Genomic DNA, 23,948 nt, shown 5'->3' on the forward strand with positions numbered 1-23,948 from the left:
TCCTGTCCGATCGCGGGGGGTGTCGCGATCGAAAAGATCAGAAAGGGAATATGCCATGAGAATTGCGCGTTTCGCTGCTGCGCTCCTCGCCTCCGGTGCGGTGGCGACGGGAGTCGCGGGCACGGCCGTCGCGCAGGCGCCGTCGGAGCAGGTGCTGGTTTTCATCGCCGACGCCCTCGTGCCAGTGGAGAAGTTCCAGAGCCCGAAGGGATGTCAGGCGCTGCCGCTGGGCACGCACGTGGTCATCAACGACACCGGCCGCGCGATCACCTTGTACGCCTCGCCCGACTGCTCCGGCCTGGGAGTTCCGCTGGAAGCCGGTCACGGCGCCCACGAGATCCCGGCGTTGGGCAGCTTCAAGGCATGACGGATCTGAGTCTCGACCTGGTCGTGGTCGGGCTGGGCTACGTCGGGCTTCCGCTGCTGGTCCGCGCGCACGAAACCGGCATGCGCACCGCCGGTTTCGACATCTCCGGCGAGGTCGTGGCCGGGCTGAACGCGGGCCGCTCGCACGTGGCCGACGTCCTGGACTCCGTGGTCGCCGAGATGGTGGCCACGGGGTTCGGGGCCACGACCGACCCGTCGGTGATCGCCGACGCCGACACCGTCGTGCTGTGCGTGCCCACCGGTCTCACCGGTGGCGCCCCCGACCTGAGCTCGGTCCGCGCGGCCGCTCGCTCGGTGGGGGAGAACCTGCGACCGAACACCTTGGTCGTGCTGGAATCCACCTCCTACCCGGGGACGACCGAGGACGTCGTGCGCCCGATCCTGGAGAGCGGCAGCGGACTTCGCGCGGGCGAGGACTTCCACCTGGCCTACTCGCCGGAGCGCATCGATCCCGGCAACCCGCAGTTCGGCGTGCGCAACACACCGAAGGTGGTGGCGGGCGTGACGCCGCTGTGCGCCAAGTACGGCGTGGCGTTCTACGGCCGCTTCATCGACACCCTCGTGGTCTCACGCGGGACGCGCGAAGCGGAGATGGCCAAGCTGCTGGAGAACACCTACCGCTACGTCAACATCGCGCTGGTGAACGAGGTGGCGCTGTTCTGCGACCGGATCGGGATCGACGTGTGGGACGTGCTGCACTGCGCGGGCACCAAACCCTTCGGCTACGCCCCGTTCCAGCCAGGACCCGGTGTCGGCGGCCACTGCATCCCGGTCGATCCGGTCTACCTGCAGAGCGCGGCCGAAGGCGCCGGATTCGCCTTCCGGACCCTGGTCGCCGCCCGCGAGGTGAACGAGCGGATGTCCGAGCACGTGGTGTCCCGGGCTCAAAGGCTGTTGCGCGACAGCGGAACTCACGTCGATGGTGCCAAGGTGCTGCTGCTGGGGGTGAGCTACAAGCCCGACATCGCCGATATCCGGGAGACACCGGCGGTTCCGGTCGCCGCCGGACTGCTGCGCGCCGGTGCCGAGGTCGTCTACCACGATCCGCACGTGCCCGGGTTCGAGGTCGTGGGCCGGCCGCTGAACCGCGTGGAGCACCTCGACGACGGGCTTCGGGACGCCGACGTCGCGATCGTGCTGCAGGACCACTCCTGCTACGACCCGGTGCGGTTGGTTGCCTCGCAGTGCCTGCTCCTGGACACCCGAGGCAAACTCGCCGGCGAGAACGTTCGTCATCTCTGAGTGTGGGCGTTTGCTTGGCGGTGCGGGTGGCGGAAACCCCGGAAGGGGAAAGCGCTGCGATCCTCCTGCTCCGGGTGCACCGACTCATGTATGACCAATGCACCACGTCGGCGCATCCTCACAGGAGGACCGCTTCAGACCCGCGGCGGTGCGAGCTGAGTCCCACACCTGAAGCGGCGGATTCCGGATGCTGGGCGAAGGACAGCTCCGTCTCCGGTTGCAGTTCCAGATCTCTTCCGCTGAGCGGGGTTTCGGCGTGGATGAGGATGTTGTAGTGGTTCGGGAAGTGGCAGGCGTCGAAGCCGAGCACGGTGCCGACGAAGTGGTCCCCGATGCGGAGCCGATCGCCGCGGTCGATCACGCCGCCGCGGTCGAACTCGGCGAAGCCGAGGAACGCCACCCGGTCGATGCGCGCCCCCGACTCCGTCTCGACGTGGTCTGTGGTGACGAGTTCGTGCACGTCACCGGCCCGGACGCAGCGGCTCGCGTGCGGTTCGAGCGACATGCCGCGCTCGTGGCGGTGATGCACCAAGACCTTGACGACCCGTGCCGTCAACGTCCTCTTCGGGCCGTCCTCCTCGGGGTTCACCGCGCCTCCTGCTCTCGGTAGACCGCGTGCACGAGTTCCAGCGCGGCCTGCCCGCCGGGATCGGCGCCGGTCGTGGAGGCGAACGCGTCGAGCACACCGCAGTACTCGTGCCACAGCGAGTCCTTGAACCCCGGATGCCCGGCCAGCATGTCGGCGCGCAGCCGAGTTCCGTCCGCCAGCAGCACTTCCACGTCCTTCGTCTCACCCGGGTGCGACCAGTCCAGCTCGACGACGGCCGGGACCCCGGAGGCCGATTCCAGCTCGACCACGGCCTGCCGGTCGGTTCCGCGCTCCTCCTTGATCACGGCGTGCGCGAGGTCGACGTCACCGAGGAACAGCCGGACGAGGTCGAAGGCGTTGGGCCCGTTGTCGGCCACGCACCCGCCTCCGCATCGCACAGGGTCGAGGTACCAGGTGTCGCCGCCGATGTGATCCTCGATGCGCTCCAGGTAGCGCACCCGCATCGCCGACACCGGGCCGCGCGCGGCCACCTCGGAGCGCAGCCGGAGCACGTTGTCGTTGTAGCGGCGGTGGAAGGAGGTCAGCAGCGGAACTCCCAGCCGAGTGGACAGACCCACCAGCTCGCGGGCGTCGTCCAAGGCGACCGCGAGGGGTTTCTCCACGCATACCGCGACACCGTGCCGCAGCGCGTCCCGGCACACCTCGGCGTGAACGTCGTTGGGGGCGCACACGATGACACCGTCGAGCTCGACGCGTCCGAACAGCTCCCGGTGATCCTGGAAAACGCGGACGTCCGGCGGGAACCCGCGCAGCTTCTCGGGGCGCACGTCGCACACCGCGCTCAGCCGCCACTCCGGCGAGGTCTCGATGGCGGCGAGGTAGTACGCGGAGATGGCGCCGAGTCCGACGACCGCGACGCGGCGCATCAGCCGACCACCGCTTCGTCCAGTTCGAGCAGGTGCGCGAGCAGGCCCCGACGGACCGGCACGCCGTCCCGCCGCCGTCCCATCGCCCGTTCCGCCTCCCACCAGCCCGGGTAGTGCACCTCGCCGGTGGGTGGGCAGTCGTGCACCGCGCCGAACATCGCCCGCGCGGCCTCGGTGAAGTCCGGGCGCAGCCGCTCGCCGTCGATGGCCAGCACGAAGTAGCCGATGTCGTCGTCGCGCCCGGCGTCGCCGAGCAGCGCCTCCCGGGTGGGGCCGAGGGCGGAACCGGAGAGCAGGGCGGCGAGGAGTTCGACGACCAGCCCGAGCCCGAATCCCTTGTAGGCGCCGGTGTCGGGGTCCCCGCCGAGCCAGCGCAGATGGGCGGTGCCGTCGTCGAAAGCGCTCGGATCGGTGACCGGGCGCCCGGTGTCGTCGGCCAACCATCCGCCCGGGATCGCCGCACCGTCACCGGCGGCGACCCGAACCTTGCCGGTGGGGACCACGGTCGTGCTCATGTCCAGCAGGAACGGGTGATCCGGCAACGCGGGCGCGGCCACCGCGAGAGGATTGGTGCCCAGCAGCCGCACCGCACCCCGCGGTGGACGGGCGATGCGCTGACCGCCGCAGTTGCTCGCGACGACACCGATCAGGCCCTGCTCGGCGGCGCGCGCCGCGTGGAAACCGGCGCAGCCGAAGTGGGTGGCGCCGTGCACCGACACCAGGCCGATCCCGTGCTGCCGGGCGCGTTCGATCGCGTCGTCCATCGCCTCCGACGCCGCCCACAGGCCCAGCGCGCGTCCGGCGTCGATCGTCGCGCAGGCGCCCAGATCCGTCCTGGTGACCGGTTCGGCGCGCGGGTCGACGCGTCCGGCGTCGAACAGCGGCAGGTACAGGCGGGGCAGGTTGAACACGCCGTGCGAGTCGAAGCCGCACAGGTCGCCGTGGCACAGCGCCGAGGCCGCCAGCCGGGCGCGGTCGTCGGGCACGCCGCGCGCGCGGAACTGCTCGCTGACCAGGCGGTGCAGTCGTTCGTGCGGGACCTGCACGACGTCAGGCTGCGGGTTCATCGTGGTGTTCCTCTCCGGTGCGTTGCCGGGCGAATCCGGTGAGCACGGCCGAGACGACGGCCGCGAACTCCTCCAGCTCGGCGCGGTCGGCGTACTCGCCCTCGGCGTGGGCGTTGTTGGTGTCCAGGCGACCGGGCCCGAGCACGGCGGTGTAGCTGCCGGGCAGGTCGTGCAGCCATATCGCGTCGCAGGTGAAGCCCGGTTCGTCGTCCGGCCAGCGCTGCGCGCCGGAGCGGGCGAGGAGGTCTTCGGCCCACGGGTCGCTGTTGTCCAAGCAGGGCAGGCCGCGCTTGAGCCAGTCGACGCGGGTGATCGCCGCCGCGTCCCGCGCGGTGCGGGCGAACTCCCGGCTCCCGGCGAACAGCTCGCGGAACCGGTCGAGCCCGTCCTCGACCTCGCGGTGCAGCGCGACCTCGGCGTCGGATCCTTCGGCCGTGGTGGCGTAGGAGAGGTTGAGCAGCAGTTCCCCGGAGCCGTAGACGCGGTTGTGCAGGTCGCCGGTGCGCAGTCCGGCGACGCACAACCTCCCGGGGCGGTCGGCCGGATCGAGCCTGTTGGCCAGGTGCTGGGCGAGGAACCCGAGCAGCACGGTCGCGTTGTGGCCGGCGTCGGGCCGGTCGTCGATCGAGCCGTGGCCGTCGACCCGCACCCGCGCGGTCATCGACGCCGTGGACCGCGGCAGGTAGCGCAGGCCGGTGGGTTCGCAGCAGATGTTGAGCCTGCCCACGTGACCCCGCTCGACGAGCGGGCGGGTGCCGAAGGTGCCCATCGCGCCGCCCTCCTCGCCCGAGACCACCTGCAGCAGCACGGAAACGTCCCGTCCCAGCGCGGGTTCGGCGGCCAGGGCCTCTCTAATTCCCGAGAGCAGGGCCACCGAAGGACCTTTCGCGTCGATCGCGCCTCGTCCGGTGAACCGCCCCGCGTGCAGACCGGCGGGTTCGAGACCCGCGACGGTATCCAGGTGCACGTTGAACATGACCGTCGCGGATCGGGGCAGGGCGGGTCCGAGGCGCAGCAGCAGGCTCGGCTGCGCGTCGAGGAAGCCCGGACCCGCGCGGCGAACGACCTCGGGCACGTCGGAGCGGTCGATCACCCTCGGATCGGGCGGGCCGTGGTGCAGCACCTGGAACCCGATCTCCTCGGCGGCTCGGGCGTAGCGGCGCTGGGCCTGCCAGAGCTGCGGGGTCTCCGCCGTCTCCAGCGGGCTGACCGTCGGCGTGCCCAGCAGCTCCAGCAGCAGCGCGCAGTCCTCCTCCGTGAAGGGCATCAGGCGGCGCCGGTGGGTGCGGCCTGCAGCAGCTCCTCCAGCCGTCGCCCGGCCCGCAGGAACGGGGCGGGATCGGAGGCGGCCAGTCCCTCGTGCGGCCGCGTGAGCAGGTGCGGTTCGAGGGAGAACGCGCCGGTGTAGCCGTGGTCGAGCAGCATCCGCAGGCAGTCCCGCACGCGCGCGTTCCCGTCACCGGGGAGCACGTACTCGGCGTGGCCGGGAGAGCCGACGGCGTCCTTGACGTGCACGTGCTCGACGTGCGGCAGGATCCGCTGGAGCACGTTGACGGCGTCGTAGCCGTGATCGACGCCGTTGCCGACGTCGAACAGCAGCCGCAGGCACGGCCCGCCGGCGTCCACCAGCCGCAGCATCCGCTCGGGGTCCGAACCCGCCCAGCCCGAGCAGTTCTCGTGCAGCAGGACCACGCCGTGGCGGGCCGCTCGGTCGCCCAGCAGAGCGATCCGGTCCAGCACCCGCGCCTGCCACTCCGGTTCGTCCAGACCGTCGGAGAGGTAGGACATGATCCTGATGTAGCGGGTGCCCAGGCTCGCGCACCGCTCGGCCAGCACGTCGAGTTCCCGCAGATCCGCCGTCGGGGGCGCGGTGATGGGACGTGACCAGTTGCCGACGCGCGAATCCAGGCACACCACGCGCAGCCCGGCGGCCCGGACCGCCCGGTGCACCCGCAGGAAGCGCGACGAGTCCAGGTCGGCCAGCGCGAGGCCGTCGACCGCGCGCAGCTCGATGCCGCGCCAGCCGAGCTCGGTGATCGCGGCGATCTGCTCCGGCAGCGCGGCGGCGGCTTCGTCCCCGATCCCGGCGAGCTGGTCAGCGTGCATGCGCGAGCGTCCTCTCCTTGGCCGCGGTGAGCAGGCGGATGATGTCGGCGTGCAGGCCGAAGGTGCCGTGCTCGCCCGCCGGCCGGAGGTGGTGGAGGTAGGTGCGGACCATCCAGCGGGTCAGCGCGTCGTCGCGGAAAACCGCTCTGCGGCCGTTGATGTCGAGCTGTGCGTGGTCGTCGTCGGCCCCGATCGGGTAGTGGCCGACGATCCGGCCGCCGTCGAGTTCGAGGGTGATGCGGCGGCGCCGGATCGGCGCGGTCAGGTCGGACCGGATCTCGCTGCGCACGCCGCTCGCGTGCGTCAGCGCCAGCCGGGCGCTGCCCAGCCTGGGCAGCACGGTGTCGGCGAAGCGCATGTCGGCGCACTCGGCCTCGGCGAGCTCGGCCGCACCGGCCAGCCGCAGCACGACGCCGAGCGAGTGCGGCAGCTCCACGTCGAACGCGGTCGGGTGGCCGCTGGTCGCGCACGACCGGGTGAAGCGGGGTTTGTCCTGGTCGAAGGTGATCGACCGCAGTCTGCCGCGCCCGACGAGCCCGGTGAGGTGCTCGGTGAGCCGGGAATCGAGCCAGTGGCTGACCACCGCGACGTCCAGGTCGTGCCGGTCGCGCAACGCGCTGATCGCCGCCAGCTCGTCCAGGTCGGTGGCCAGCGGTTTCTCGACGATGATGCGGCGGAAGCCGTGCTGGGCGAGTTCGGCGAGGACCGCCGCGCGCCCCTGCGGCGGCGTGCAGACGTGGGCGACCGTGCGGTTCGGGTCGAGCAGCGCGGCCGCGGTGGCGATCGAGTCGGTCGCGGTGACGTCCGGCCGGTGCCGTCTCGTGTCGGGGTCGCAGGCCACCACGGGGCCCGGCGCGAACAGCCCGGAGGCGACCTCGCGGGCCTGCGCCAGCACCCGCAGGTGCAGACCCGATCCGGCACGGCCGAGCCCGATCACGAAGGGTTGCAGCATCGCACGACGTCCTTTGTGGACCGATGAGTGGAGTGGGAGCGCCGGAGATCCCGGCTCAGGCTGACTGTACAGACCACTGCGGGAGCCGGAAGTCGTTCTGCGGACGGAGAAACGGTGTCTCACTGGAAGGAGTGAAGATGGCTCTTCCAGCCGTCGGCGGCGATCAGGAGTCGTTAGGTTCGATCTAGGTCCGGCAGCGCTGCACAGGGGGTTGGTCGACGGTGTCCCTCGGGACGAAATTCGTTGGGGGAGTGGCGGGAGGACCCGTTCCGTTCTTCTCCCAGGCGCGCGCCTTCGAAAGGCTCTGGCCGGAGATCAGCGCCCGCATCTGCGACGTGTTCGACAACGGGAAGTTCTCCCACGGAGAGCAGGTCGGTGAGCTCGAAATCGCGCTGGCGGAATATACCGGCGCGCGTCGGGTGGTCGGCGTCAACAGCGGAACAGACGCGTTGGTCCTGCTGCTGCGGGCCCTCGGCGTCCGCTCCGGCGACGAGGTCGTGGTCCCCGCCTACTCCTTCATCGCCACCGCCACCGCCGTGGTCCTCGCCGGCGGCACACCGGTGTTCGCCGACATCGACCCCGACACGTACGCGCTGGACCCGACCGAGATCGCCCGGGTCGCCACACCCCGCACCCGCTTCGTGATGCCCGCGCACCTGTTCTGCCGGATGGCCGACGTCGACGGGATCAACGAGGTCGCGCGCGACCTGGGGCTGACGGTGGTCGAGGACAGCGCCGAGGCCATCGGCATGCGCCACGGCGGCGTGCACGCGGGCCTGCACGGAGCGGGCGGTGTGCTGTCGTTCTTCCCCACCAAGACGCTCGGCGCGCTCGGTGACGCGGGCGCGGTGCTCACCGACGACGACGGCCTGGCCGACACCGTCGCGGCGCTGCGCCACCACGGGCGAGCCGGGCGGACCCTCAACGACTTCCCAGCGATCTCCACCGAGACCGCGATGGCGGGCACGAACAGCAAGATGGACGACATCCAGGCCGCGATCCTGCTGGCCAAGTTGCGGCACCTCGACGAGGACATCGCCCGCCGCGCCGAACTCGTCGAGCGCTACCGGGCCGGCCTCGACGGAGTCGTGCGGCTGCCGGATCCCGGCGACGCACCGGTGTTCTACGTGCAGCTGATCGAGGTCGAGCTCCGCGATGCGCTGGCCGCGCACCTCGCCGAGCGGGGCATCGGCACCGAGGTCTACTACCCGGCGCCGCTGCACCTGCAGCCGTGCTTCGCCGCGCGCGGCCACCGCCCGGGTGACTTCCCGCGTGCCGAAGCCGCCAGCGCCCGAGCCCTCGCGCTCCCGCTGCACGCCGACCTGGAGCCCGAGCAGGTCGACCGGGTGTGCGCGACGATCCGCGAGTTCTACACCGGGAGGCCCTGATGGAGATCCCGTTCTTCCCGCCCGACCTGTTCGAGAACGACCGCAAGGTGATGCTCGACCTCATCCGCGAGATCGGGGTGGCGCCGGAGCAGAAGTTCATCCTCGGCGAGCGCACCCGGGTCTTCGAGGAGATGCTGCGCGATGACCTCGGCGCGGCCGACGTCGTCGCCTGCGGCAGCGGCACCAGCGCGCTGGGCCTCGTGCTGCGCGCGATGGAGATCGGTCCCGGTGACGAGGTCGTGGTGCCCGCCTTCGGGTGCGCTCCGCTGGCCTCCGCTGTTCTGGAGGCCGGTGCGCAGCCGGTGTTCGCCGACGTCGACCCGCGCACCGCGGTCGTCGACCCCGAGGACGTGGCCGCGCGGATCACCCACCGGACCAAGGCGATCATGCCCGCGCACATGTTCTCGGTCATGGCCGACATGCCGCGGTTGGCCGAGATCGCCGCCTCGCGCGGGGTGCGGCTCGTCGAGGACTCCGCGGTCGCGCAGGGCGCGGTCATGGCCGGAACCCCCGCCGGGTTGTGGGGCGAGGCGGGCGTCTACTCGTTCGTGCAGGTCAAGTCCTTCGGCATGCCGGGGGAGGGCGGCGCGGTGGTGACCCGCGACGCCGAGCTGGGCGCGCAGGTGCGGATGCTGCGCAACCACGGTCAGCGGACCCGGTTCGTGCACGAGGTGGTGGGCACCAACAGCCGCTTCGACGAGATCCAGGCCGCGTTCCAGACCTACCGCTACGCCGGGTTCGCCGAACGCCTGGCCCGCCGCGCCGACATCGCCGACCACTACACCGCGTGCTTCGCCTCGCTGCCGGACGTCGTCCCACCGCCGCCCGGTCGCGACGGGCGGTGCTACTACGTCTACTGCGTGCAGAGCGACCGGCGTGACGAGCTGCGCGCGTTCCTCGCGGCGCGCGGGATCGGCTCGCACGTGTACTACCCGAGTCCGCTGCCCGAGCAGCCCGCGTTCGCGCCGCACGCCCCGGTGGGCGAGGAGTGGCCGGGCGCCGAGCGCGCGTGCGCGAGGAGCCTCGCGCTGCCGGTCTACCCGCACCTGTCCGACGACGAGGTCGAGCGCGTCGTCGACGCCGTGCGCGAGTTCAGCGAGGGCCCGCATGTCCGCTGAGATCGTTGAGAACCGCGCGACGGGCAGTGTTCGCGACTACCTGCGGCTCGGCAAGTTCGACGTCTACGACTACTACCTGGGCATCCTGATCGTCGCCTCCGCGGCACCCGCGGAACCGGTGACGCTGCTGCTGTTCCTGCTCGGGGAGGTCGCGGTGATCGTGGCCGGTGTTGCGTTCGACGACGTCACCGGTTACCGCGACGGCAGCGACCTGGTCAACTACGGACCCGACGACCGGCTGCGCAAGAAGCTCCGCAAACCGCTGGTCGCCGGAACGCTGACCGAGTCGCAGGCGCTCCGCTTCGCCTGGGGCGCGGCGGCGCTCGGAGCCGCCCTCTGGACGGCCGCGGTGCTGACCGCGCCGCACCGTCCGATGTGGAGCGTGGTGCTGCTGGTCGTGGTGTTCGCCGCGGCGTTGCAGTACTCCTACGGGCTCAAGCTCAGCTACCGCGGTTTCCAGGAGGCGTTCCTGGTCGTGCTGGGGATGACCCTGGTGCTGGCGCCGCACGGTCTGATCACCGGCGAGTTCTCCGGGTTCGTGCTGGTGCAGGCGGTGCTGTTCGGGATGGGCCCGCTGATGTTCGGGGTGTACTCCAACACCAACGACGTCGACGGCGACCGCGCGGTGGGCCGCCCGACCGTGGCCGCGCTGACCACCGAACGGGGCAACGCCCGGTTCATCGGCGCGCTGTCGGTGGGCGAGTTCCTGCTGGTAGCGCTGGCTTCGCTGACCGGGGTCGCGCCGTGGTGGTTCGCGCTGCTGGTGCTGCCCGCCACCGCGCTGCGAGCGCGGCAGTACCACCTGGGCTTCGTGGTCGGGGACATCATGCGGGCCCGCAAGCTCGGCTTCACCGCGCACCGCACGTGCGTGGCCCTGCTGGTGCTGGCCAACGTCCTGGTGGCGATCGGATGACCCCCGACGTCGACGTGGCCGTCGTGGGAGCGGGCATCGCCGGTCTCACCGCGGCCCGCGAGCTGCGCCGCGCCGGGCTGGACGTGCGGGTCTACGAAGCGGCCGAGCGGGTCGGCGGGCGCATGGCCACCGCCCGCGTCGACGGGTACGCGATCGACACCGGCGCCGAGCAGATCTCCCCGCGCGGCTACCCGGCGACCTGGGACCTGCTGCGCCGGTTGGACTTCCGCACGGACGACGTGCCGCCGATAGGCAGACCCATCGCGATGTGGCGCAACGGCCAGGCCCACCTCGGATTCGGTTCCGCCCGCGGCCTGCTCACCGGAGCGGGGCTGTCCCCGCGCGCACGACTGGACGTGCTGCGGCTGCCGACGCGCATCGACCTGGATCGCCCGGAGAGGTCGAGCCTGGGCGATGCCACGGTGACCGAGCTCGCCTCCCGCCACCACCCCGACGTGCACGACTACCTGCTCCAGCCCGCCGCGTCGTTCTGCCTCTGGGATCCGCGGCGGTCCTCGGCCGCGGTGCTGCTCGGGATGCAGCGGGCGGTCGGCGACACCTCGACCTGGCGCACCTACCGGGAGGGCATGGACCAGCCCTGCCGTCGCATGGCCGCCGAGCTGGACGTGGTCACCGGGCAGCCGGTGACCGAGGTCGTCTCCGACGGTGCCTCCGCGCGGCTTCGGGTGGGTGAGGACGTGATCACCGCGCGGCAGGTGCTGCTGTGCGTGCCGGCTCCGGTCGCCGCAGCGCTGCACGCCAACCCGCCTGCCGCGGAGGCGGAATTCCTGACCGCGTGCACCTTCACCTCGGCGATCAAGGTGGCCGTCCCGCTCGACTTCCCGGTCGCGCTGCGCGGCTGGCCCTACCTGCTGATCACCCCGCGCGCCGAGGAGGACCTGCTGGCGGCGATCCTCTTCGACCACCTCAAGCACCCGGACCGCGTGCCGGCGGGCAAGGGGATGGTGACGGCGGTCGTCAACGCCGAATCCACCCCGGAACTCCTCGCCGCGCCCGACCACGAGGTGGCCTCCCGCGTCACCGCGGCCGCGCGGCGGTACCTGCCGGTCGGCGGCGCGGCGCACGTGCACCGCCACACCTGTGCGCTGCCCGAGTGCACCCCGGCGGCCCTCGCCGCCCTACCGGCTTTCCGGGGGCGGGAGCTCGGGCCGGTGGACTACGCCGGGGACTGGGTGGAGCTGCGCCCCTACAGCGAGGGCGCCGTCCGCACGGGCGCGCTGGCCGCGTCCCGCACGCTCAGCAGGCTCGGTTCGCCGATCCCGGTCTGACGGAAGGAGTTCGCGTTGCGACCGCACGACATGGGCGTGCTCTTCGACCGAGCCGCTGCCCGGGGACATCCGACCAGGGTGCACCTGGACCGGGCCTTCGACATCGCGCCCGGCGGCGGCACGACCTACGACGTGCCCGCGCTCGCCGAACTCGTGCGGGCGGCCTCCGGCTGGTGGTCGGCCGCCGGGGCGTTCCCGGGTGGCCGGGTGGCGATCCTCAAGGACGACCACTGGGACATCGACCTGCTCGCCTGCGCCGCCGTCCGCGTCGGCGCGGTCCCGGCGAAGCTCTCGGCGCACCTGCCCGCCGAGACCGCGTCGACGCTGCTCAAGCGCCTCGAACCGGACGTCCTGGTGACCACGCCGGGCGTGCTCGAACGCGCGACCGCCGAGGGCGTGGACCTGGCGGCGTTCGCCCGCACGACCGTGAGCACCGGGCCCGCGCCGGGAGCGGTCGCCCTCGACGAGCTGCGCGGCAGCGCACCGCCGGACCCGCACCGGCGGGATGACGACCAGCCGCTGGTGATCACCCACACCTCCGGCACCACCGGCGTGCCCAAGCTCGTCGTGCACTCCACCCGGACCATCATCGGCAACCTCGCCCGCTTCGAAGCGCTCCCGACGCCTGTCGTGGGCCTGCGCCGGGACGACGTCGTGGCCACCGCCAGCGCCTACGCGCACGGCCGCACGTTCTGCTGGACTGCCGTGGTCATGAGCACCGCTCCCGCTGAGATCGTCGTCCTGACCTCCCAGGAGCCGGACCAGGTGGATCCGCTGCTGCGGCGGCACCCGCCGACGGTGGTGGAGGGACTGCCTTCGGCGTTCGTGCGGCTGAAACCGCTGACCAGGAGGCTGGCGAACCCGTTCGGACGCGTCCGCCTGTTCATCAGCACCTACGACGCCGTTCACCCGGCCACGCTGCGCGCCTACCTCAAGGCGAGCCAGTGCGACAATCCACTGTGGATGGACGGGTGGGGGCAGACCGAGACCGGCCCGCTGACCTTCCGGCTGCACCACCGCGGCTCGGTGCGGCGGCGCCGCCTCCAGGCACATCCGGTGGGACGACCCGTACCGGTGAAGACCCGGTTGAAGGTGGTCGATCCCGGTACCTTCCAGCCCGTCCGGCCCGGTGAACCGGGACTCGTGCTCGCCCGGACCCGGGCGCTGTGCCTGGACTACCTGGGCGAGTCCGAGCGCTTCGAGGACAAGAAGGTCGGAACCTGGTGGAACACGGGTGATCTCGGCATCCGCCGCCGGGACGGCAGCGTCCACCTGGTGGATCGCGAGATCGACTGCGCGCCCGAGGCCAGCTGCGTGGCCACCGAGGGCCTCCTGGAAGAACGACTCCCGCGGGCGCTGGAATGCGTGCTGCTGTCCCGCGCGGACCGGCCGCCGCTGCCGGTCGTGGTCACCGCTGACGGTGAGATGTCCGGCCACGCCTGGCGGCACGCCACCCGCGGTCTGCCTGCGATGTCCGAACCGGTGGTCCTGAACTGGGAGGACGTTCCGCGCACCGGCACCGGAAAGGTGCGCAGGCTCGAATTGCTGAACCGGCTCACCGGCAGCGCGAACACCTACGGAACCGGGCGGTGGACATGACCCAGACCTACGTCTTCACCAACTACGGCGCGCACAGCGCCGAGCAACACCGGTGCTTGGCGGCCTCCTACGACCGCATCACCACCGAGCGCCTGGCCTCCACCGGGGTCACCGACGGCTGGCACTGCCTGGAGGTCGGCGCCGGGCACGGCAGCATCGCCCGCTGGCTGGCTCAGCGCGTGGCTCCCACCGGCAGCGTGCTGGCCGCCGACATCGAGCCCGACAGCATCGCTTCGCACCCGAACCTGACCGCCGCGAAGCACGACATCGCCCACGACCCGCTGCCCGCCGCGTGCTTCGACCTGATCGTCGCCCGCATGGTGCTTCAGCACGTCCCGCAGCGGGACGAGTCGTTGCGCAAGCTCGTCGACGCGCTGAAACCCGGTGGCTGGCTGCAGATCGACGAGGTGGACACCGCCTACGAGCCGGTGCTGCTGGCCGCGGACGCGGCGCTGTACGAGAAGTTCCTCGCCGCCAAGACCAGCCACATGCGTTCCCAGGGCGGTGATCCCGAGTGGGGTCGCAAGGTCGCGGGTGCGATGCGCGCCGCCGGGCTCGTCGACATCGACCCGCGTCCGCACATCGGCTCGCGGCACGCCGGTTCGCCCGAGCTTGGCCTGCAGCTCAACCACACCTACCAGCTGCGGGACGGGCTGCTGGCGGCCGGGATGACCGACGCGGAGCTCGCCCGGGTGCGCGAGGTGATGACCGACCCGGAATTCCGCGCCACGTCGAGCGTGCTGCACTCGGTGCAGGGCAGGAAGCGCTCGTGATCGCCGAGCGCGTGGCGGCGGGGTTGCTCCGCGAGCTCGGCGAAGCCCCCGCCGTCTGGTGCGACGTCGACTGGTCCGGGCCGGTGGAGATGCTGCTGCGCGACGAGTCCGCGGTGCAGGCGGCCTGCGGGATCATGCACGTCCACGGTCGCGCGTCGGGAGGGCCGCGGCGGCTCGGCGTCGACTACGCCTCCGCCGTCGCCGGAGTCCTCGCCGCGCAGGGGGTGCTGGCGGCGGAGCTGGCGCGGGCGCGCGGCGCGCGGATCGAGTCGGTGCGCACCTCGGTCGCCCAAGCGGCGCTGCTGTCGGTCGCCCAGCACCTCGCGGTCGCCACCACCGACGACGACTGGGCGGAGCGGTGGGAATCCGGCCCGCGCCCACCGTTCCGGTCGCGCGAAGGTCTCCGGTTCGAGGTGGAATCGCTGGATCCCGAAGGATGGCAACGCTTCTGGGACGACCTCGGCGCGGACGCCGCGGACGTCGCGGCGGGCTGGTGGCCGTTCCAGCAGCGCTTCGCCACCGCCTCCTGCGCGCTGCCCGCATCGCTGTTCGCGTGCGCGCGCCGGTTTCCGCTCCGGGACCTGCTGCGCGTCGGGGAGAAGGCGGGGGTGAGCGTGCTGCCGGTCCGCGACGAGCCCGAGCAGCCGAACATCGTTCCCGCCTGCACCTTCCGCGACCTCCCCGGAACCGCGCGAGCGCGTCCCTGGACCTGTGGGGAACCGCTGGAGGGGATCGTCGTCGTGGAGTCGACGCGCCGGATCCAGGGGCCGATGGCCGGGCACGTGCTGCGCATGCTCGGGGCCGAGGTCATCCGCGTCGAACCACCGGGCGGTGACCCGATGCGCGGCGTCCCACCGATCTCGGGAGGCTTTTCGGCCCGCTTCCGGGCGCTCAACGACGGCAAGCGCACCATCGAGATCGACCTGAAAAGCCCATCCGGGCGGGAAGCGCTGCGCGAACTCGTCGCCGGTGCGGACGTGTTCGCGCACAACTGGGCACCGGGCCGCGCCGAGCGCGGCGGACTCGATGCCGACGTGCTCGCCCGAGTCAGGCCGGGCCTGGTGTTCGCCTGGGCGTCGGGCTGGTCGCCGTTGCCCTGGCCGGACCCGCCGCTGGGAACCGACTTCCTGGTCCAGGCGCACAGCGGGCTGGCGGCGGCGGTCGACCCGCAGGGCGCGCCTTCGCTGATGACGCTCACCGACGTCATGGGCGGGCTCGTCTGCGCGGCAGGCGTTCTCGGAGCCCTGCTGCGCCGGGAACGCACCGGGCTGGGCGCCCGCGTGGACAGCTCCCTGTACTCGGCGGCGGGCGTGATCCCTCGGTCGTCGACGGGCCAGAGCCGGTTCGTGCTGCGCGACGACCGTCCGGTGCTGCCCGACGGCACACCGGTGTGCACCGACCTGCGGGAGCTCGCGGCCGACCCGCGGTTCAAACGAGCCCTCCACCACACGACGCACGTCTCACCACAGCCTCCCTGGGAGTTCGCATGACCTGGACGTCCCGCAACGGCATCGAGATCCGCGACCTGGTGCCCGCCGAACTGCGCCGCAACTGGGTCGAGCAGGGTCTGTGCCCGGACCGCTCGGTCTACGGCCTGTTCGCCGACCGGGTGCGCGCGCACCCGCACCGCGAGGCCGTCATCGACGGCGAGGTTGTGCTCGACTACCGGGATCTCGACGACGAAGTGCGGCGCGTGGCCGCCGCGTTGAGCGCGGAAGGCTTCGGCGCGGGCGACATCATCGGCGTCCGGATGCCCAACGGCTGGCGGGCGGTCGTCGCCGAGCTCGCGGTCGCCGCCATCGGCGCCGTCACCCTGCCCTGCCCCGATGGCCGCGGCACCAAGGACGTGATCAGCCTGCTGCGCAGATCCCGCGCCGCAGCGGTGGTCGTCGCCGATCCATCCGACGTCGAGGTCGCGGCCGGGCTGCCCGCGCTGCGCTCGTTCGTCTTCGACGACCTCGACAGCGGAGCCGACTGGCACCCGCCGGAACTCGATCCCGAAGCGCCGGTGCGCATCCTGGTCACCTCCGGTTCCCAGTCGGAGCCGAAGATGATCGCCTACTCCCACAACGCCATGACGGGCGGACGCGCCAACTACGTCCGGGAGCTCAGCTGCGGCGCTGATCCGATGCGCGCGTTGGTGCTGATGAAGCTCTCGTCGTCCTACGGCTCGCTCGTCACGCACGTGGGCATCGCCGCGCTCGGAGCGACCATCATCCTGCAGCGCGGCTTCGACGCGGGTCACGTGCTCCGCGCGATCACCCGGCACCGGCCCACCCACCTGTTCGGGGTGCCCACGATGTTGCGCAGGCTGGCCGAACACCCGGGTGAGACGGGCGAGGACCTGTCGAGCCTGCACGCGGTGGTCTCCAGCGCCGCGCCGCTGTCGGACGTCACCGCGCGCGCCTGCACCCGCCGGTTCGGCACCCGCGTCATCACCGTCTACGGCTCCTCCGACGGCGTCAACTGCCACACCGCGCTGACCGGCACCGGCAACGGAACGGGCGCTGGGCGGCCTGATCCGGCCGTCGCCGAGATCCGCGTCGTCGACGAGCTCGGCCGCGACGCCGGGACGGGCGAACCCGGCGAGATCTGGGCGCGCGGACCGATGACGCCGCTGTGCCACGTCGCCGCCCCCGAGCTCGACGCGCGCCGCCGCACCCGGGGTGGGTGGGTGCGCAGCGGCGACCTGGGAGTGCTGGACGAGCTCGGCCGGCTGCACGTGCTCGACCGGCTGGAGCAGGTCGTGCTGCGCGGCGGCCTCAACATCAGCCCGGCCGAGGTCGAGCGGGAGATCGTCGCGCATCCGGCCGTGGTGGACGTGGCGTGCGTGCCCGTTCCGGACGACGACCTGGGGGAGCGGCTGTGCGCCTGCATCAGCCAGGCGGCCGGGAGCGACGAGCTGTCGCTGGAGCAGGTCGTCGAGTTCCTGGAGCGCGACCGGGGGCTGGAGCGGAGCAAGCTCCCGGAGTACCTGCTGCGACTGCCCGAGCTGCCGCTGGCGCCGACGGGCAAGGTGTGCAGGCGCACCGTCACCGCGCTCGCCGCCGAGTGCTTCGCAGCAGGTCAGCCCGCGATGAGCTCGACTTCCAGCCGGCCGTAGTGGTAGTCGCGGATCGCCGCGAGGAGTTCGTCCAGGCACAGCGCTTCCGCGCCGTCGGGGGCGATGTGCTCGAAGGCCTCCTCGGCCGCGGTGTCGTCGAGGCCGAGCGCGGTCAGCCACCGGACGAACTCCTCGCGGTCGACCCGCTCGTCCCCGTCCCGGTCGCACACCCCGATCACGCCCGCCACGACCGGACGCAGCGCCCGGTTGAACGCGGCCTCGCCCTGCTCGAAGATCAGGTCCTCGGAGACCTTCACGAACTGCACCTCGCTGATGGCCTCGCCGGCCGGCACCCCGGCGTGATCGGCGCAGAGCTCGAAGAGCCCGCGCAGCGCCGCGCGGAGCCGCATCGCCGCGGGGGCGTCCGCAGCCACCCCGAATGCCTCGGCGATCCGCAGCGCCTCGTTCTCGAAGTCACCCCGGTCCAGCCCTCCGCTCCGGTCGCGATCCCACCGGTCGAACCGAGTCTTCATCCGCCCCTGAGCAACGCAGCGATCCACCCAGCACCATCCACACTAGACTCTGAAATGCAGTGCAGCACAGCGAGAATACCCCGAGATTCACCTCCACGCCGGACGGGGGAAGCTCAGCCCGAGGGCATCTTCCGGGCTGAGGCGGGTACATTTCGCGCGACATGCACACCTGCTCGGAGAGGTGATCGTCGTGGAGTCCTTGGAAGCGGAGATCGCGGGGATCGCGTTGGTGGATCACCACGTGCACGGGGTGGTGCGGGGTGAGGTCGACCGGGGCGAGTTCGAGGGGTTGCTGACCGAGTCCGACCGGGCCGTGCCGGGGTGGATGACGCAGTTCGACTCGCCGCTCGGGTTCGCGGTGCGGCGGTGGTGCGCACCTGTGCTGGGACTGCCGCCGCACGCGTCGCCCGAGGAGTACCTGACCGCTCGGGAGTCGTTGGGCTCCGGCGAGGTGACCCGGCGACTGCTCTCGGCGTCCGGAGTGGGCCGGTTCCTGCTGGAGACCGGCCTCGGTGGCGGTCTCGGGGTGGCGGAGATGGCCGAGGTGTCGGGCAAGCCGGTGCACGAGGTCGTGCGGTTGGAATCGGTGCTGGAGGAGGTCGCCCGGTCCGGGGTGCCCGCGGCGGAGCTGCCGTCGCGGTTCCGGGAGGCGCTGGCGGTCCGCTCTGCGGACGCGGTCGGGCTGAAGAGCATCATCGCCTACCGGCACGGTTTCGACTTCGACCCGGAACCGCCCGGCGACGCCGAGGTGGTCCGGGCGGCCGGCTCCTGGTTGCGGGACGGTGGGTTCCGGGTTTCCGACCCCGTGCTGCTGCGGTTCGCGCTGTGGGCGGGCGTGGAGCGCGGGCTGCCGATCCAGCTGCACACCGCCTACGGCGATCCCGACCTGGAGCTGCACCGCTGCGATCCGCTGCTGCTGACCCGGTTCATCAAGAACGTCGAGCCGCGCGGCGTGGACCTGCTGCTGTTGCACTGCTACCCGTTCCACCGCAACGCCGCCTACCTCGCCCAGGTCTTCCCGCACGTCCACTTCGACGTCGGACTGGCGATCAACCACACCGGAGCGCGTTCGGAGGCGGTGATCGCCGAATCCCTGGAACTCGCCCCGTTCGCCAAGGTCCTCTACTCCTCCGACGCCTGGGGCCTGCCGGAGCTGCACCACCTCGGAGCAGTGCTGTGGCGCAGGGGGATGAGCAGAACCCTCGGTCACCACGTCGAGTCCGGCGACTGGACCGCCGAGGACGCCCTCCGCATCGCGCGCATGATCGGTCGCGACAACGCAGAACGCGTCTACGGCCTGCGCTGAGCGGAACGAGTGGCGAGGCTTGACACCCGCACCCGACCTGCGCTCCGCTGGGGTGCGAAACGCCTTGGGGGAGGTGGGTGATGAACTGCCCGTTCGCGATCGATCCGCTCGTGCGGGACCTCGACGGCGAGACCAGCGCGCTGCGCGCGGCCGGACCGCTGGCGCGCGTCGACCTGCTCGGCGTCCCGGTGTGGGCGGTGACCGGGCAGGACGAGGCGCGACGTCTGCTCAGCGATCCGCGCCTGGTCAAGGACATCGGCCGGTGGCGCGAGTGGCGGTCAGGTGCGGTCACCCGCGAGTGGCCGCTGATCGGCATGGTCGACCCCGGCCGCTCGATGTTCACAGTGGACGGACCGGAGCACCGCAGGCTGCGGTCGAAGACCGCCCAGGCGATCACGCCGCGCAGGCTCGAACGGCTCCGGCCGGTCATCGAGGGAGTCACCGCTCGGCTGCTGGACGGGTTGCGCGCGGACGGTCCGGTCGACCTCAAAGCCTCCTTCGCAGGGCCGCTCCCGATGGCCGTCGTGAGCGTCCTGATGGGCGTGGACGAGGAGTTGCGCCCGCGCCAGCACGAGCTCTGGTCGGCGTTCTTCTCCTTGCGCACTCCGCAGGACGAGCGGCTGGCGGTCATCGCGGAGCTCAACGCCGTGTTCACCGGCATGGTGCGGGCCAGATCGGCCGAGCCGGCCGACGACCTGACCAGCGCGCTCCTCGGGACTGACGGCGGCGAACCGCTCAGCGAGGAGGAGGTCGTCGGCAACCTGACCGCGATGGTCGCCGCCGGTCACGAGACCACGGTCAGCTTGATCGTCAACGCGGTGCGGGCGCTGCTGGCGAATCCGGGGCTGCTGAGCCGGGTGCTGGACGGTGGCCTCACCTGGAACGCGGTCATCGACGAGACGCTGCGCTGGGATCCGCCGGTGACCCACCTGCTGATGCGCTTCGCCACCGAGGACATCGCGGTCGGTGACAGCACCGTCGGCGAGGGTGAGGGAGTGGTGATGTCGTACCGGGCGATCGGTCGCGACCGGCGCGAGCACGGTTCCGACGCCGACGTCTTCGATCCCGCCCGGCCGACTCGCGCCAGGCACACGGCCTTCGGTCACGGCCCCCACATCTGCCCCGGAGCCGCGCTGGCGAGGCTGGAAGCGTCCACCGCCCTTCCCGCCCTCTTCGAACGATTCCCGCACCTCCGCCTCGCGGTCGCGGACGACGAGCTCCGCCACAGCCCGGTCCTCACGCAGAACGAGCTCGAAGCACTCCCGGTGCTCCTCCGCGGTGAAGCCACCCCCGCCGGGTAGCGCTCGCAGGGTGCTTCCCCGAGCGCGGGCAGCGGTGGGTCGTCGCCATCCCCGTGGGCCTGTCAGTCGTTGCTGGGGCGGAAGATCTGGTCGTCGGGGATCTCGATGCCGAGTTGGGCGAGGAGTTCGATGAGGACCACGGCGATCTGGCGGGAGACCCGGTCGGCGAGCAGGTCCTCGGTCTCGTCGTGGTGGTCGAGCCACCAGATGATGCTGGCGTCGACCATGCCCATCAGGCCGGCGAGGACGCCGTCCGGCGGGGACGCGGGCAGTTCGGCGGCGTCCAGGTAGGCGCGCATCGCCTCGACGATCTCGTTGAGGAATCGGGTGCGGCCCATGCGCGCGCGGTGCAGCGCCTTGGTCTGCTGCTGGGCGGCGATGAACCGGTAGAGGTTCGGGTGCTCGGAGGCCCAGGCGATGCTGGCCGCGACGACCCCGCGGATCACCTCGAACGGCGTTCCGGCGCGGGTGAGGTGGGGCCGGACGCGGCGGATGAGCTCGGTGGCGGCGAAGCGGGTGACCTCGGCGTCGAGCTGATCCTTGCTCGCGAAGTGCCGGTAGACGTTGGGCCGGGGCAGTCCGGCGCGGTCGGCGATCTGCGCCATCCCGGCCTGCGGTCCGATCTCGTCGATCGCCTCGGCGGCGGCCGAGACGATCTGCGCGCGCCGCGAATCGCTGTCGAGGGCTTGCTTCACCGTCCTGCGCCGGACCGTGGAGTCGACCCAGCGCGCCACATTCACCACGGCCGACACCGTACCTGCTGATACACCTTGTACCCAGCTCCCGCGCCGTGCTACAACCTGTATCCAGTACTCCGTCGTTCCGCAACGGAAGGATCCGCTGTGCCCTCTCGCCGCTCTCCCTGGATGACCGAGGAGCTCGACGACCTGCGCGGTCTCGCCCGCACCTTCGCCGAGAAGGAGATCAAGCCGAACGTCGAGCGGTTCATCGCCAACAAGCAGGTCGACCGCGAGCTGTGGACCAAGGCCGGCGAGATCGGACTGCTGTGCCTGTCCATCCCGGAGGAGTACGGCGGCAGCGGCGGGACCTTCGCGCACGAGGCCGTGCTGATCGAGGAGCAGGGCCGCGTGGGCGACAGCTCCTGGGGCGCGTCCCTGCACAGCGGCATCGTCGCCCACTACCTGCTCGCCTACGGGACTGAGGCGCAGAAGCGGGAATGGCTGCCGAAGCTGGCGAGCGGCGAGTCCGTGGCCGCCATCGCGATGACCGAGCCGGGAACGGGTTCGGACCTGCAGGGCATCGCCACCAAGGCGATCCGCGACGGCGACGAGTACGTGGTCAACGGTGCCAAGACCTTCATCACCAACGGCTACCAGGCCGACGTCGTGCTGGTGGCCGCCAAGACCGACCCGGATGAGGCCGCGTCCGGGATCTCGCTGGTCATCGTGCCGACCGACACCTCCGGCTTCAAGCGCGGCCGGGTGCTGGACAAGATCGGCATGAAGGGGCAGGACACCTGCGAGCTGTTCTTCGACGACTGCCGCGTGCCCGCCTCGAACCTGCTCGGCGAGAAGGAGGGCGACGGCTTCATCCAGCTGATGACGCAGCTGCCCCAGGAGCGGTTGATCGTCGCCGTCGCCTGCGTGGCCGCGATGGAGTTCGTGCTGGAGGAGACCCTGCAGTACGTCCACTCCCGCGAGGCCTTCGGGCGCCCGATCTTCAAGTTCCAGAACACCAAGTTCGAGCTGGCCGAGATCGCCACCGAGGCCCGCGTGGCGCGGTCGTTCCTGGACGAGTGCATCGAGCTCCACGTCGAGGGCGAGCTCGACATCCCGACCGCGGCGATGGTCAAGTACTGGTGCTCGGAACGCGCGATGAAGGTCGCCGACCAGTGCCTGCAGCTGTTCGGCGGCTACGGCTACATGGAGGAGTACCCGGTGGCCCGGGTGTTCACCGACATGCGCGTGCAGCAGATCTACGCGGGCACCACCGAGATCATGAAGGAGATCATCAGCCGGTCCCTGCCGACGCCCAGCTGACCCGTCTCGCACCGGTCCGGCCGCCCCGATCTTCGGCGCGGCCGGACCGGCGTTTTCACGCCGAGTGCCCGAAGTCACCCACCGTGAGGTGTGGACGGTGGCTCTCCTGATCGTTAGTTTGGTGGCCGCCGACCGAGTTAACGACGCTGTTACGGGGAGGGATCGGGCCATGGCGCCTCTTGACCTGCTGTGCGCGGTGCTGATCCCGCTCGCTCTGCTGGTCGGCACCGCCGCGGTGATGGCAGGCCGGAAGGTCGTGGCGCAGCGGCTCGCGATCACCTCCGGTGCACTCGCTGTAGCGGGCTTGGCGCTCGTCTCGGTCGTCTCCCTCTTCGGGCTGTGATCCGCCCGCTCGCGAGCTGACGCGGCGGAGGGTGGTTCGGTCCGAAACGCCCCACGATCTCGTCCGCGTTGCCGGGTCAACTCGGGCCAGAACCGCCCACGGTCCCGGCCTTCGAACGTGTCCCGCGGGAGTGCGCTGCCGCGCGCGCGTTTGGAAAGCGGTGTGCGGATCGGTAGGAACGGGGAGCGAGCGCGATGCCGCGTCTCGCCCGTGATCACCACCGCCAGGAGGAACCGCTGTGTCCGCAGCCGAATTCGCGCGCGAACTGCGCGCTCGTGAGGAGCTCGTCGGGTACTGGATCGCGCTGGACGCGCCGGCGGCCACCGAGCGGATCGCGCGGGTGGGCTACGACTACCTGGTCGTGGACGTCCAGCACGGGCTCATCGGCCATTCCGGGATGATCAACGCGTTGCTCGCCATCGATGCCGCCGGTGGGGCGAAAGGCCTGGTCCGCGTCGCGGCGAACGAGCCCAGCGGAATCGGCCACGCCCTGGACGCGGGAGCCGCCGGAGTCATCGTCCCGCTGGTCGACACGCCCGAGGACGCGGCCGTAGCGGTCGAGGCCACCCGCTACCCGCCGCGCGGGCGCCGCTCCTACGGTCCGATGCGGTCGGGCCTGCGTGTGGGTCCCCGGCCGATCGAAGCGGACGAGTCGACGGTGGTGATCGCGATGATCGAGACCGCGCAGGGCTTGGCCAACGTTCGCGAGATCTGCGCGACCGCCGGGCTCGACGGCGTCTACGTCGGCCCGGCCGACCTGTGCCTGGCCGTCGGTGGCGCCCACCCGGGAGATCCCGACGTGGCCGAGGAGTTCGAGGCCGCGGTCGAGAAGATCCAGAGCGCGGCGGCGGAGGCGGGCATCGCCGCCGGGTTCCACGTTTCCGACGGCGAGGGGGCCGGGCCGCGACTCGCCCAGGGCTACACCTTCGCCAGCATCTCCTGCGATCTGGTGCACCTGGAGGCCGCCGCAGCCGGCCATCTGCGCGCGGCCAAGGGATCGGCGCAGCGCTGAGGCCCTGAGCACGCAGCAGCCCCGGAGCCGTTTCCTCCTCGGTGAGAAGGCCGAACCGGACGCAGTTCGGGGCTCCGGGGCCGGGTAGCTGCCTGGTATT

The 23,948-nt window shown here is 71.6% G+C and carries 23 protein-coding genes; 15 read left to right on the forward strand and 8 right to left on the reverse strand.

Annotated features, from left to right (window positions below):
• Positions 1 to 55 precede the first annotated feature (55 nt).
• Together AB0J91_RS05885 and AB0J91_RS05890 are read left to right on the forward strand one after the other, a co-directional pair.
• Positions 56 to 367, forward strand: a complete 312-nt coding sequence (locus AB0J91_RS05885) for a hypothetical protein (RefSeq protein WP_363864574.1) — start codon at positions 56 to 58, stop codon at positions 365 to 367.
• The gene (locus AB0J91_RS05890) at positions 364 to 1,629 is read left to right on the forward strand and encodes a nucleotide sugar dehydrogenase (RefSeq protein WP_363864576.1); all 1,266 of its coding nucleotides are present in this window, start codon (positions 364 to 366) and stop codon (positions 1,627 to 1,629) included. Before AB0J91_RS05885 ends, AB0J91_RS05890 begins: the two co-directional genes overlap by 4 nt.
• A gap of 118 nt (positions 1,630 to 1,747) precedes the next feature.
• On the opposite strand, the gene AB0J91_RS05895 is transcribed toward AB0J91_RS05890, so the two are convergent.
• Genes AB0J91_RS05895 through AB0J91_RS05920 form a run of 6 tightly spaced genes read right to left on the reverse strand, consistent with a single transcriptional unit; the run spans position 1,748 to position 7,230 of the window.
• Entirely contained in the window at positions 1,748 to 2,218 is a 471-nt protein-coding gene (locus AB0J91_RS05895) for a hypothetical protein (RefSeq protein WP_363864578.1), read from the reverse strand.
• On the reverse strand, positions 2,215 to 3,105 hold the full coding sequence (locus AB0J91_RS05900; RefSeq protein WP_363864580.1) for a Gfo/Idh/MocA family oxidoreductase: 891 nt from the start codon (positions 3,103 to 3,105) through the stop codon (positions 2,215 to 2,217). Before AB0J91_RS05900 ends, AB0J91_RS05895 begins: the two co-directional genes overlap by 4 nt.
• The gene (locus AB0J91_RS05905; protein WP_363864582.1) at positions 3,105 to 4,172 is read right to left on the reverse strand and encodes an Ldh family oxidoreductase; all 1,068 of its coding nucleotides are present in this window, start codon (positions 4,170 to 4,172) and stop codon (positions 3,105 to 3,107) included. Before AB0J91_RS05905 ends, AB0J91_RS05900 begins: the two co-directional genes overlap by 1 nt.
• Complete coding sequence (locus tag AB0J91_RS05910) at positions 4,156 to 5,439, reverse strand: M20/M25/M40 family metallo-hydrolase (RefSeq protein WP_363864584.1); 1,284 nt, start codon at positions 5,437 to 5,439, stop codon at positions 4,156 to 4,158. The genes AB0J91_RS05905 and AB0J91_RS05910 overlap by 17 nt, the downstream gene beginning before the upstream one ends.
• Complete coding sequence (locus AB0J91_RS05915) at positions 5,439 to 6,278, reverse strand: sugar phosphate isomerase/epimerase family protein (protein ID WP_363864585.1); 840 nt, start codon at positions 6,276 to 6,278, stop codon at positions 5,439 to 5,441. The genes AB0J91_RS05910 and AB0J91_RS05915 overlap by 1 nt, the downstream gene beginning before the upstream one ends.
• A complete protein-coding gene (locus AB0J91_RS05920) occupies positions 6,268 to 7,230 on the reverse strand; it encodes a Gfo/Idh/MocA family oxidoreductase (RefSeq protein WP_363864587.1) in 963 nt (320 codons plus the stop codon). Before AB0J91_RS05920 ends, AB0J91_RS05915 begins: the two co-directional genes overlap by 11 nt.
• A 251-nt stretch (positions 7,231 to 7,481) precedes the next feature.
• Here AB0J91_RS05920 and AB0J91_RS05925 point away from each other — a divergent pair, with 251 nt between their 5' ends.
• From AB0J91_RS05925 to AB0J91_RS05960, 8 genes are read left to right on the forward strand one after another with little or no spacing between them, the layout of a single operon-like run.
• Positions 7,482 to 8,618: a DegT/DnrJ/EryC1/StrS family aminotransferase gene (locus tag AB0J91_RS05925; RefSeq protein WP_363864589.1), complete on the forward strand. Its 1,137-nt coding sequence runs from the start codon at positions 7,482 to 7,484 to the stop codon at positions 8,616 to 8,618.
• Complete coding sequence (locus AB0J91_RS05930) at positions 8,618 to 9,736, forward strand: DegT/DnrJ/EryC1/StrS family aminotransferase (RefSeq protein ID WP_363864591.1); 1,119 nt, start codon at positions 8,618 to 8,620, stop codon at positions 9,734 to 9,736. The genes AB0J91_RS05925 and AB0J91_RS05930 overlap by 1 nt, the downstream gene beginning before the upstream one ends.
• Complete coding sequence (locus tag AB0J91_RS05935) at positions 9,726 to 10,649, forward strand: UbiA family prenyltransferase (protein WP_363864593.1); 924 nt, start codon at positions 9,726 to 9,728, stop codon at positions 10,647 to 10,649. The genes AB0J91_RS05930 and AB0J91_RS05935 overlap by 11 nt, the downstream gene beginning before the upstream one ends.
• On the forward strand, positions 10,646 to 11,938 hold the full coding sequence (locus AB0J91_RS05940) for an NAD(P)/FAD-dependent oxidoreductase (protein ID WP_363864595.1): 1,293 nt from the start codon (positions 10,646 to 10,648) through the stop codon (positions 11,936 to 11,938). The genes AB0J91_RS05935 and AB0J91_RS05940 overlap by 4 nt, the downstream gene beginning before the upstream one ends.
• Positions 11,939 to 11,953: 15 nt before the next feature.
• On the forward strand, positions 11,954 to 13,537 hold the full coding sequence (locus AB0J91_RS05945) for an AMP-binding protein (protein ID WP_363864597.1): 1,584 nt from the start codon (positions 11,954 to 11,956) through the stop codon (positions 13,535 to 13,537).
• Positions 13,534 to 14,310, forward strand: a complete 777-nt coding sequence (locus AB0J91_RS05950; protein ID WP_363864914.1) for a methyltransferase domain-containing protein — start codon at positions 13,534 to 13,536, stop codon at positions 14,308 to 14,310. Before AB0J91_RS05945 ends, AB0J91_RS05950 begins: the two co-directional genes overlap by 4 nt.
• On the forward strand, positions 14,307 to 15,800 hold the full coding sequence (locus AB0J91_RS05955; protein ID WP_363864599.1) for a CoA transferase: 1,494 nt from the start codon (positions 14,307 to 14,309) through the stop codon (positions 15,798 to 15,800). Before AB0J91_RS05950 ends, AB0J91_RS05955 begins: the two co-directional genes overlap by 4 nt.
• Positions 15,797 to 17,413: a class I adenylate-forming enzyme family protein gene (locus tag AB0J91_RS05960; protein ID WP_363864601.1), complete on the forward strand. Its 1,617-nt coding sequence runs from the start codon at positions 15,797 to 15,799 to the stop codon at positions 17,411 to 17,413. Before AB0J91_RS05955 ends, AB0J91_RS05960 begins: the two co-directional genes overlap by 4 nt.
• On the opposite strand, the gene AB0J91_RS05965 is transcribed toward AB0J91_RS05960, so the two are convergent.
• The gene (locus AB0J91_RS05965) at positions 17,377 to 17,886 is read right to left on the reverse strand and encodes an EF-hand domain-containing protein (protein WP_363864603.1); all 510 of its coding nucleotides are present in this window, start codon (positions 17,884 to 17,886) and stop codon (positions 17,377 to 17,379) included. The two genes, AB0J91_RS05960 and AB0J91_RS05965, sit on opposite strands and share 37 nt — an antisense overlap.
• A gap of 190 nt (positions 17,887 to 18,076) precedes the next feature.
• Between AB0J91_RS05965 and AB0J91_RS05970 the strand changes: the two genes are divergently transcribed.
• Together AB0J91_RS05970 and AB0J91_RS05975 are read left to right on the forward strand one after the other, a co-directional pair.
• Entirely contained in the window at positions 18,077 to 19,192 is a 1,116-nt protein-coding gene (locus AB0J91_RS05970; RefSeq protein ID WP_363864605.1) for an amidohydrolase family protein, read from the forward strand.
• Positions 19,193 to 19,272: 80 nt separating this feature from the next.
• A complete protein-coding gene (locus AB0J91_RS05975; RefSeq protein ID WP_363864607.1) occupies positions 19,273 to 20,493 on the forward strand; it encodes a cytochrome P450 in 1,221 nt (406 codons plus the stop codon).
• 62 nt (positions 20,494 to 20,555) lie between these two features.
• On the opposite strand, the gene AB0J91_RS05980 is transcribed toward AB0J91_RS05975, so the two are convergent.
• Positions 20,556 to 21,236: a TetR/AcrR family transcriptional regulator gene (locus AB0J91_RS05980; RefSeq protein ID WP_363864609.1), complete on the reverse strand. Its 681-nt coding sequence runs from the start codon at positions 21,234 to 21,236 to the stop codon at positions 20,556 to 20,558.
• Between the two features lie 123 nt (positions 21,237 to 21,359).
• Here AB0J91_RS05980 and AB0J91_RS05985 point away from each other — a divergent pair, with 123 nt between their 5' ends.
• From AB0J91_RS05985 to AB0J91_RS05995, 3 genes are all read left to right on the forward strand, one after another.
• Positions 21,360 to 22,493: an acyl-CoA dehydrogenase family protein gene (locus AB0J91_RS05985; protein WP_363864610.1), complete on the forward strand. Its 1,134-nt coding sequence runs from the start codon at positions 21,360 to 21,362 to the stop codon at positions 22,491 to 22,493.
• 169 nt (positions 22,494 to 22,662) lie between these two features.
• Complete coding sequence (locus AB0J91_RS05990; RefSeq protein ID WP_363787172.1) at positions 22,663 to 22,836, forward strand: hypothetical protein; 174 nt, start codon at positions 22,663 to 22,665, stop codon at positions 22,834 to 22,836.
• Positions 22,837 to 23,074: 238 nt separating this feature from the next.
• A complete protein-coding gene (locus AB0J91_RS05995) occupies positions 23,075 to 23,848 on the forward strand; it encodes an aldolase/citrate lyase family protein (RefSeq protein ID WP_363864612.1) in 774 nt (257 codons plus the stop codon).
• Positions 23,849 to 23,948: the final 100 nt, after the last annotated feature.

Origin of the sequence: Saccharopolyspora sp. NPDC049357 (assembly GCF_040677225.1) — a bacterium.
Classification (GTDB): Bacteria; Actinomycetota; Actinomycetes; order Mycobacteriales; family Pseudonocardiaceae; genus Saccharopolyspora.

Coding starts and splice junctions, on each gene's coding strand:
- AB0J91_RS05920 (WP_363864587.1), bottom strand. CDS start 7,230: ATGCTGCAACCCTTCGTGATCGGGCTCGGCCGTGCCGGATCGGGTCTG.
- AB0J91_RS05890 (WP_363864576.1), top strand. CDS start 364: ATGACGGATCTGAGTCTCGACCTGGTCGTGGTCGGGCTGGGCTACGTC.
- AB0J91_RS05905 (WP_363864582.1), bottom strand. CDS start 4,172: ATGAACCCGCAGCCTGACGTCGTGCAGGTCCCGCACGAACGACTGCAC.
- AB0J91_RS05990 (WP_363787172.1), top strand. CDS start 22,663: ATGGCGCCTCTTGACCTGCTGTGCGCGGTGCTGATCCCGCTCGCTCTG.
- AB0J91_RS05975 (WP_363864607.1), top strand. CDS start 19,273: ATGAACTGCCCGTTCGCGATCGATCCGCTCGTGCGGGACCTCGACGGC.
- AB0J91_RS05930 (WP_363864591.1), top strand. CDS start 8,618: ATGGAGATCCCGTTCTTCCCGCCCGACCTGTTCGAGAACGACCGCAAG.
- AB0J91_RS05885 (WP_363864574.1), top strand. CDS start 56: ATGAGAATTGCGCGTTTCGCTGCTGCGCTCCTCGCCTCCGGTGCGGTG.
- AB0J91_RS05985 (WP_363864610.1), top strand. CDS start 21,360: ATGACCGAGGAGCTCGACGACCTGCGCGGTCTCGCCCGCACCTTCGCC.
- AB0J91_RS05950 (WP_363864914.1), top strand. CDS start 13,534: ATGACCCAGACCTACGTCTTCACCAACTACGGCGCGCACAGCGCCGAG.
- AB0J91_RS05915 (WP_363864585.1), bottom strand. CDS start 6,278: ATGCACGCTGACCAGCTCGCCGGGATCGGGGACGAAGCCGCCGCCGCG.
- AB0J91_RS05935 (WP_363864593.1), top strand. CDS start 9,726: ATGTCCGCTGAGATCGTTGAGAACCGCGCGACGGGCAGTGTTCGCGAC.
- AB0J91_RS05910 (WP_363864584.1), bottom strand. CDS start 5,439: ATGCCCTTCACGGAGGAGGACTGCGCGCTGCTGCTGGAGCTGCTGGGC.
- AB0J91_RS05940 (WP_363864595.1), top strand. CDS start 10,646: ATGACCCCCGACGTCGACGTGGCCGTCGTGGGAGCGGGCATCGCCGGT.
- AB0J91_RS05960 (WP_363864601.1), top strand. CDS start 15,797: ATGACCTGGACGTCCCGCAACGGCATCGAGATCCGCGACCTGGTGCCC.
- AB0J91_RS05900 (WP_363864580.1), bottom strand. CDS start 3,105: ATGCGCCGCGTCGCGGTCGTCGGACTCGGCGCCATCTCCGCGTACTAC.
- AB0J91_RS05965 (WP_363864603.1), bottom strand. CDS start 17,886: ATGAAGACTCGGTTCGACCGGTGGGATCGCGACCGGAGCGGAGGGCTG.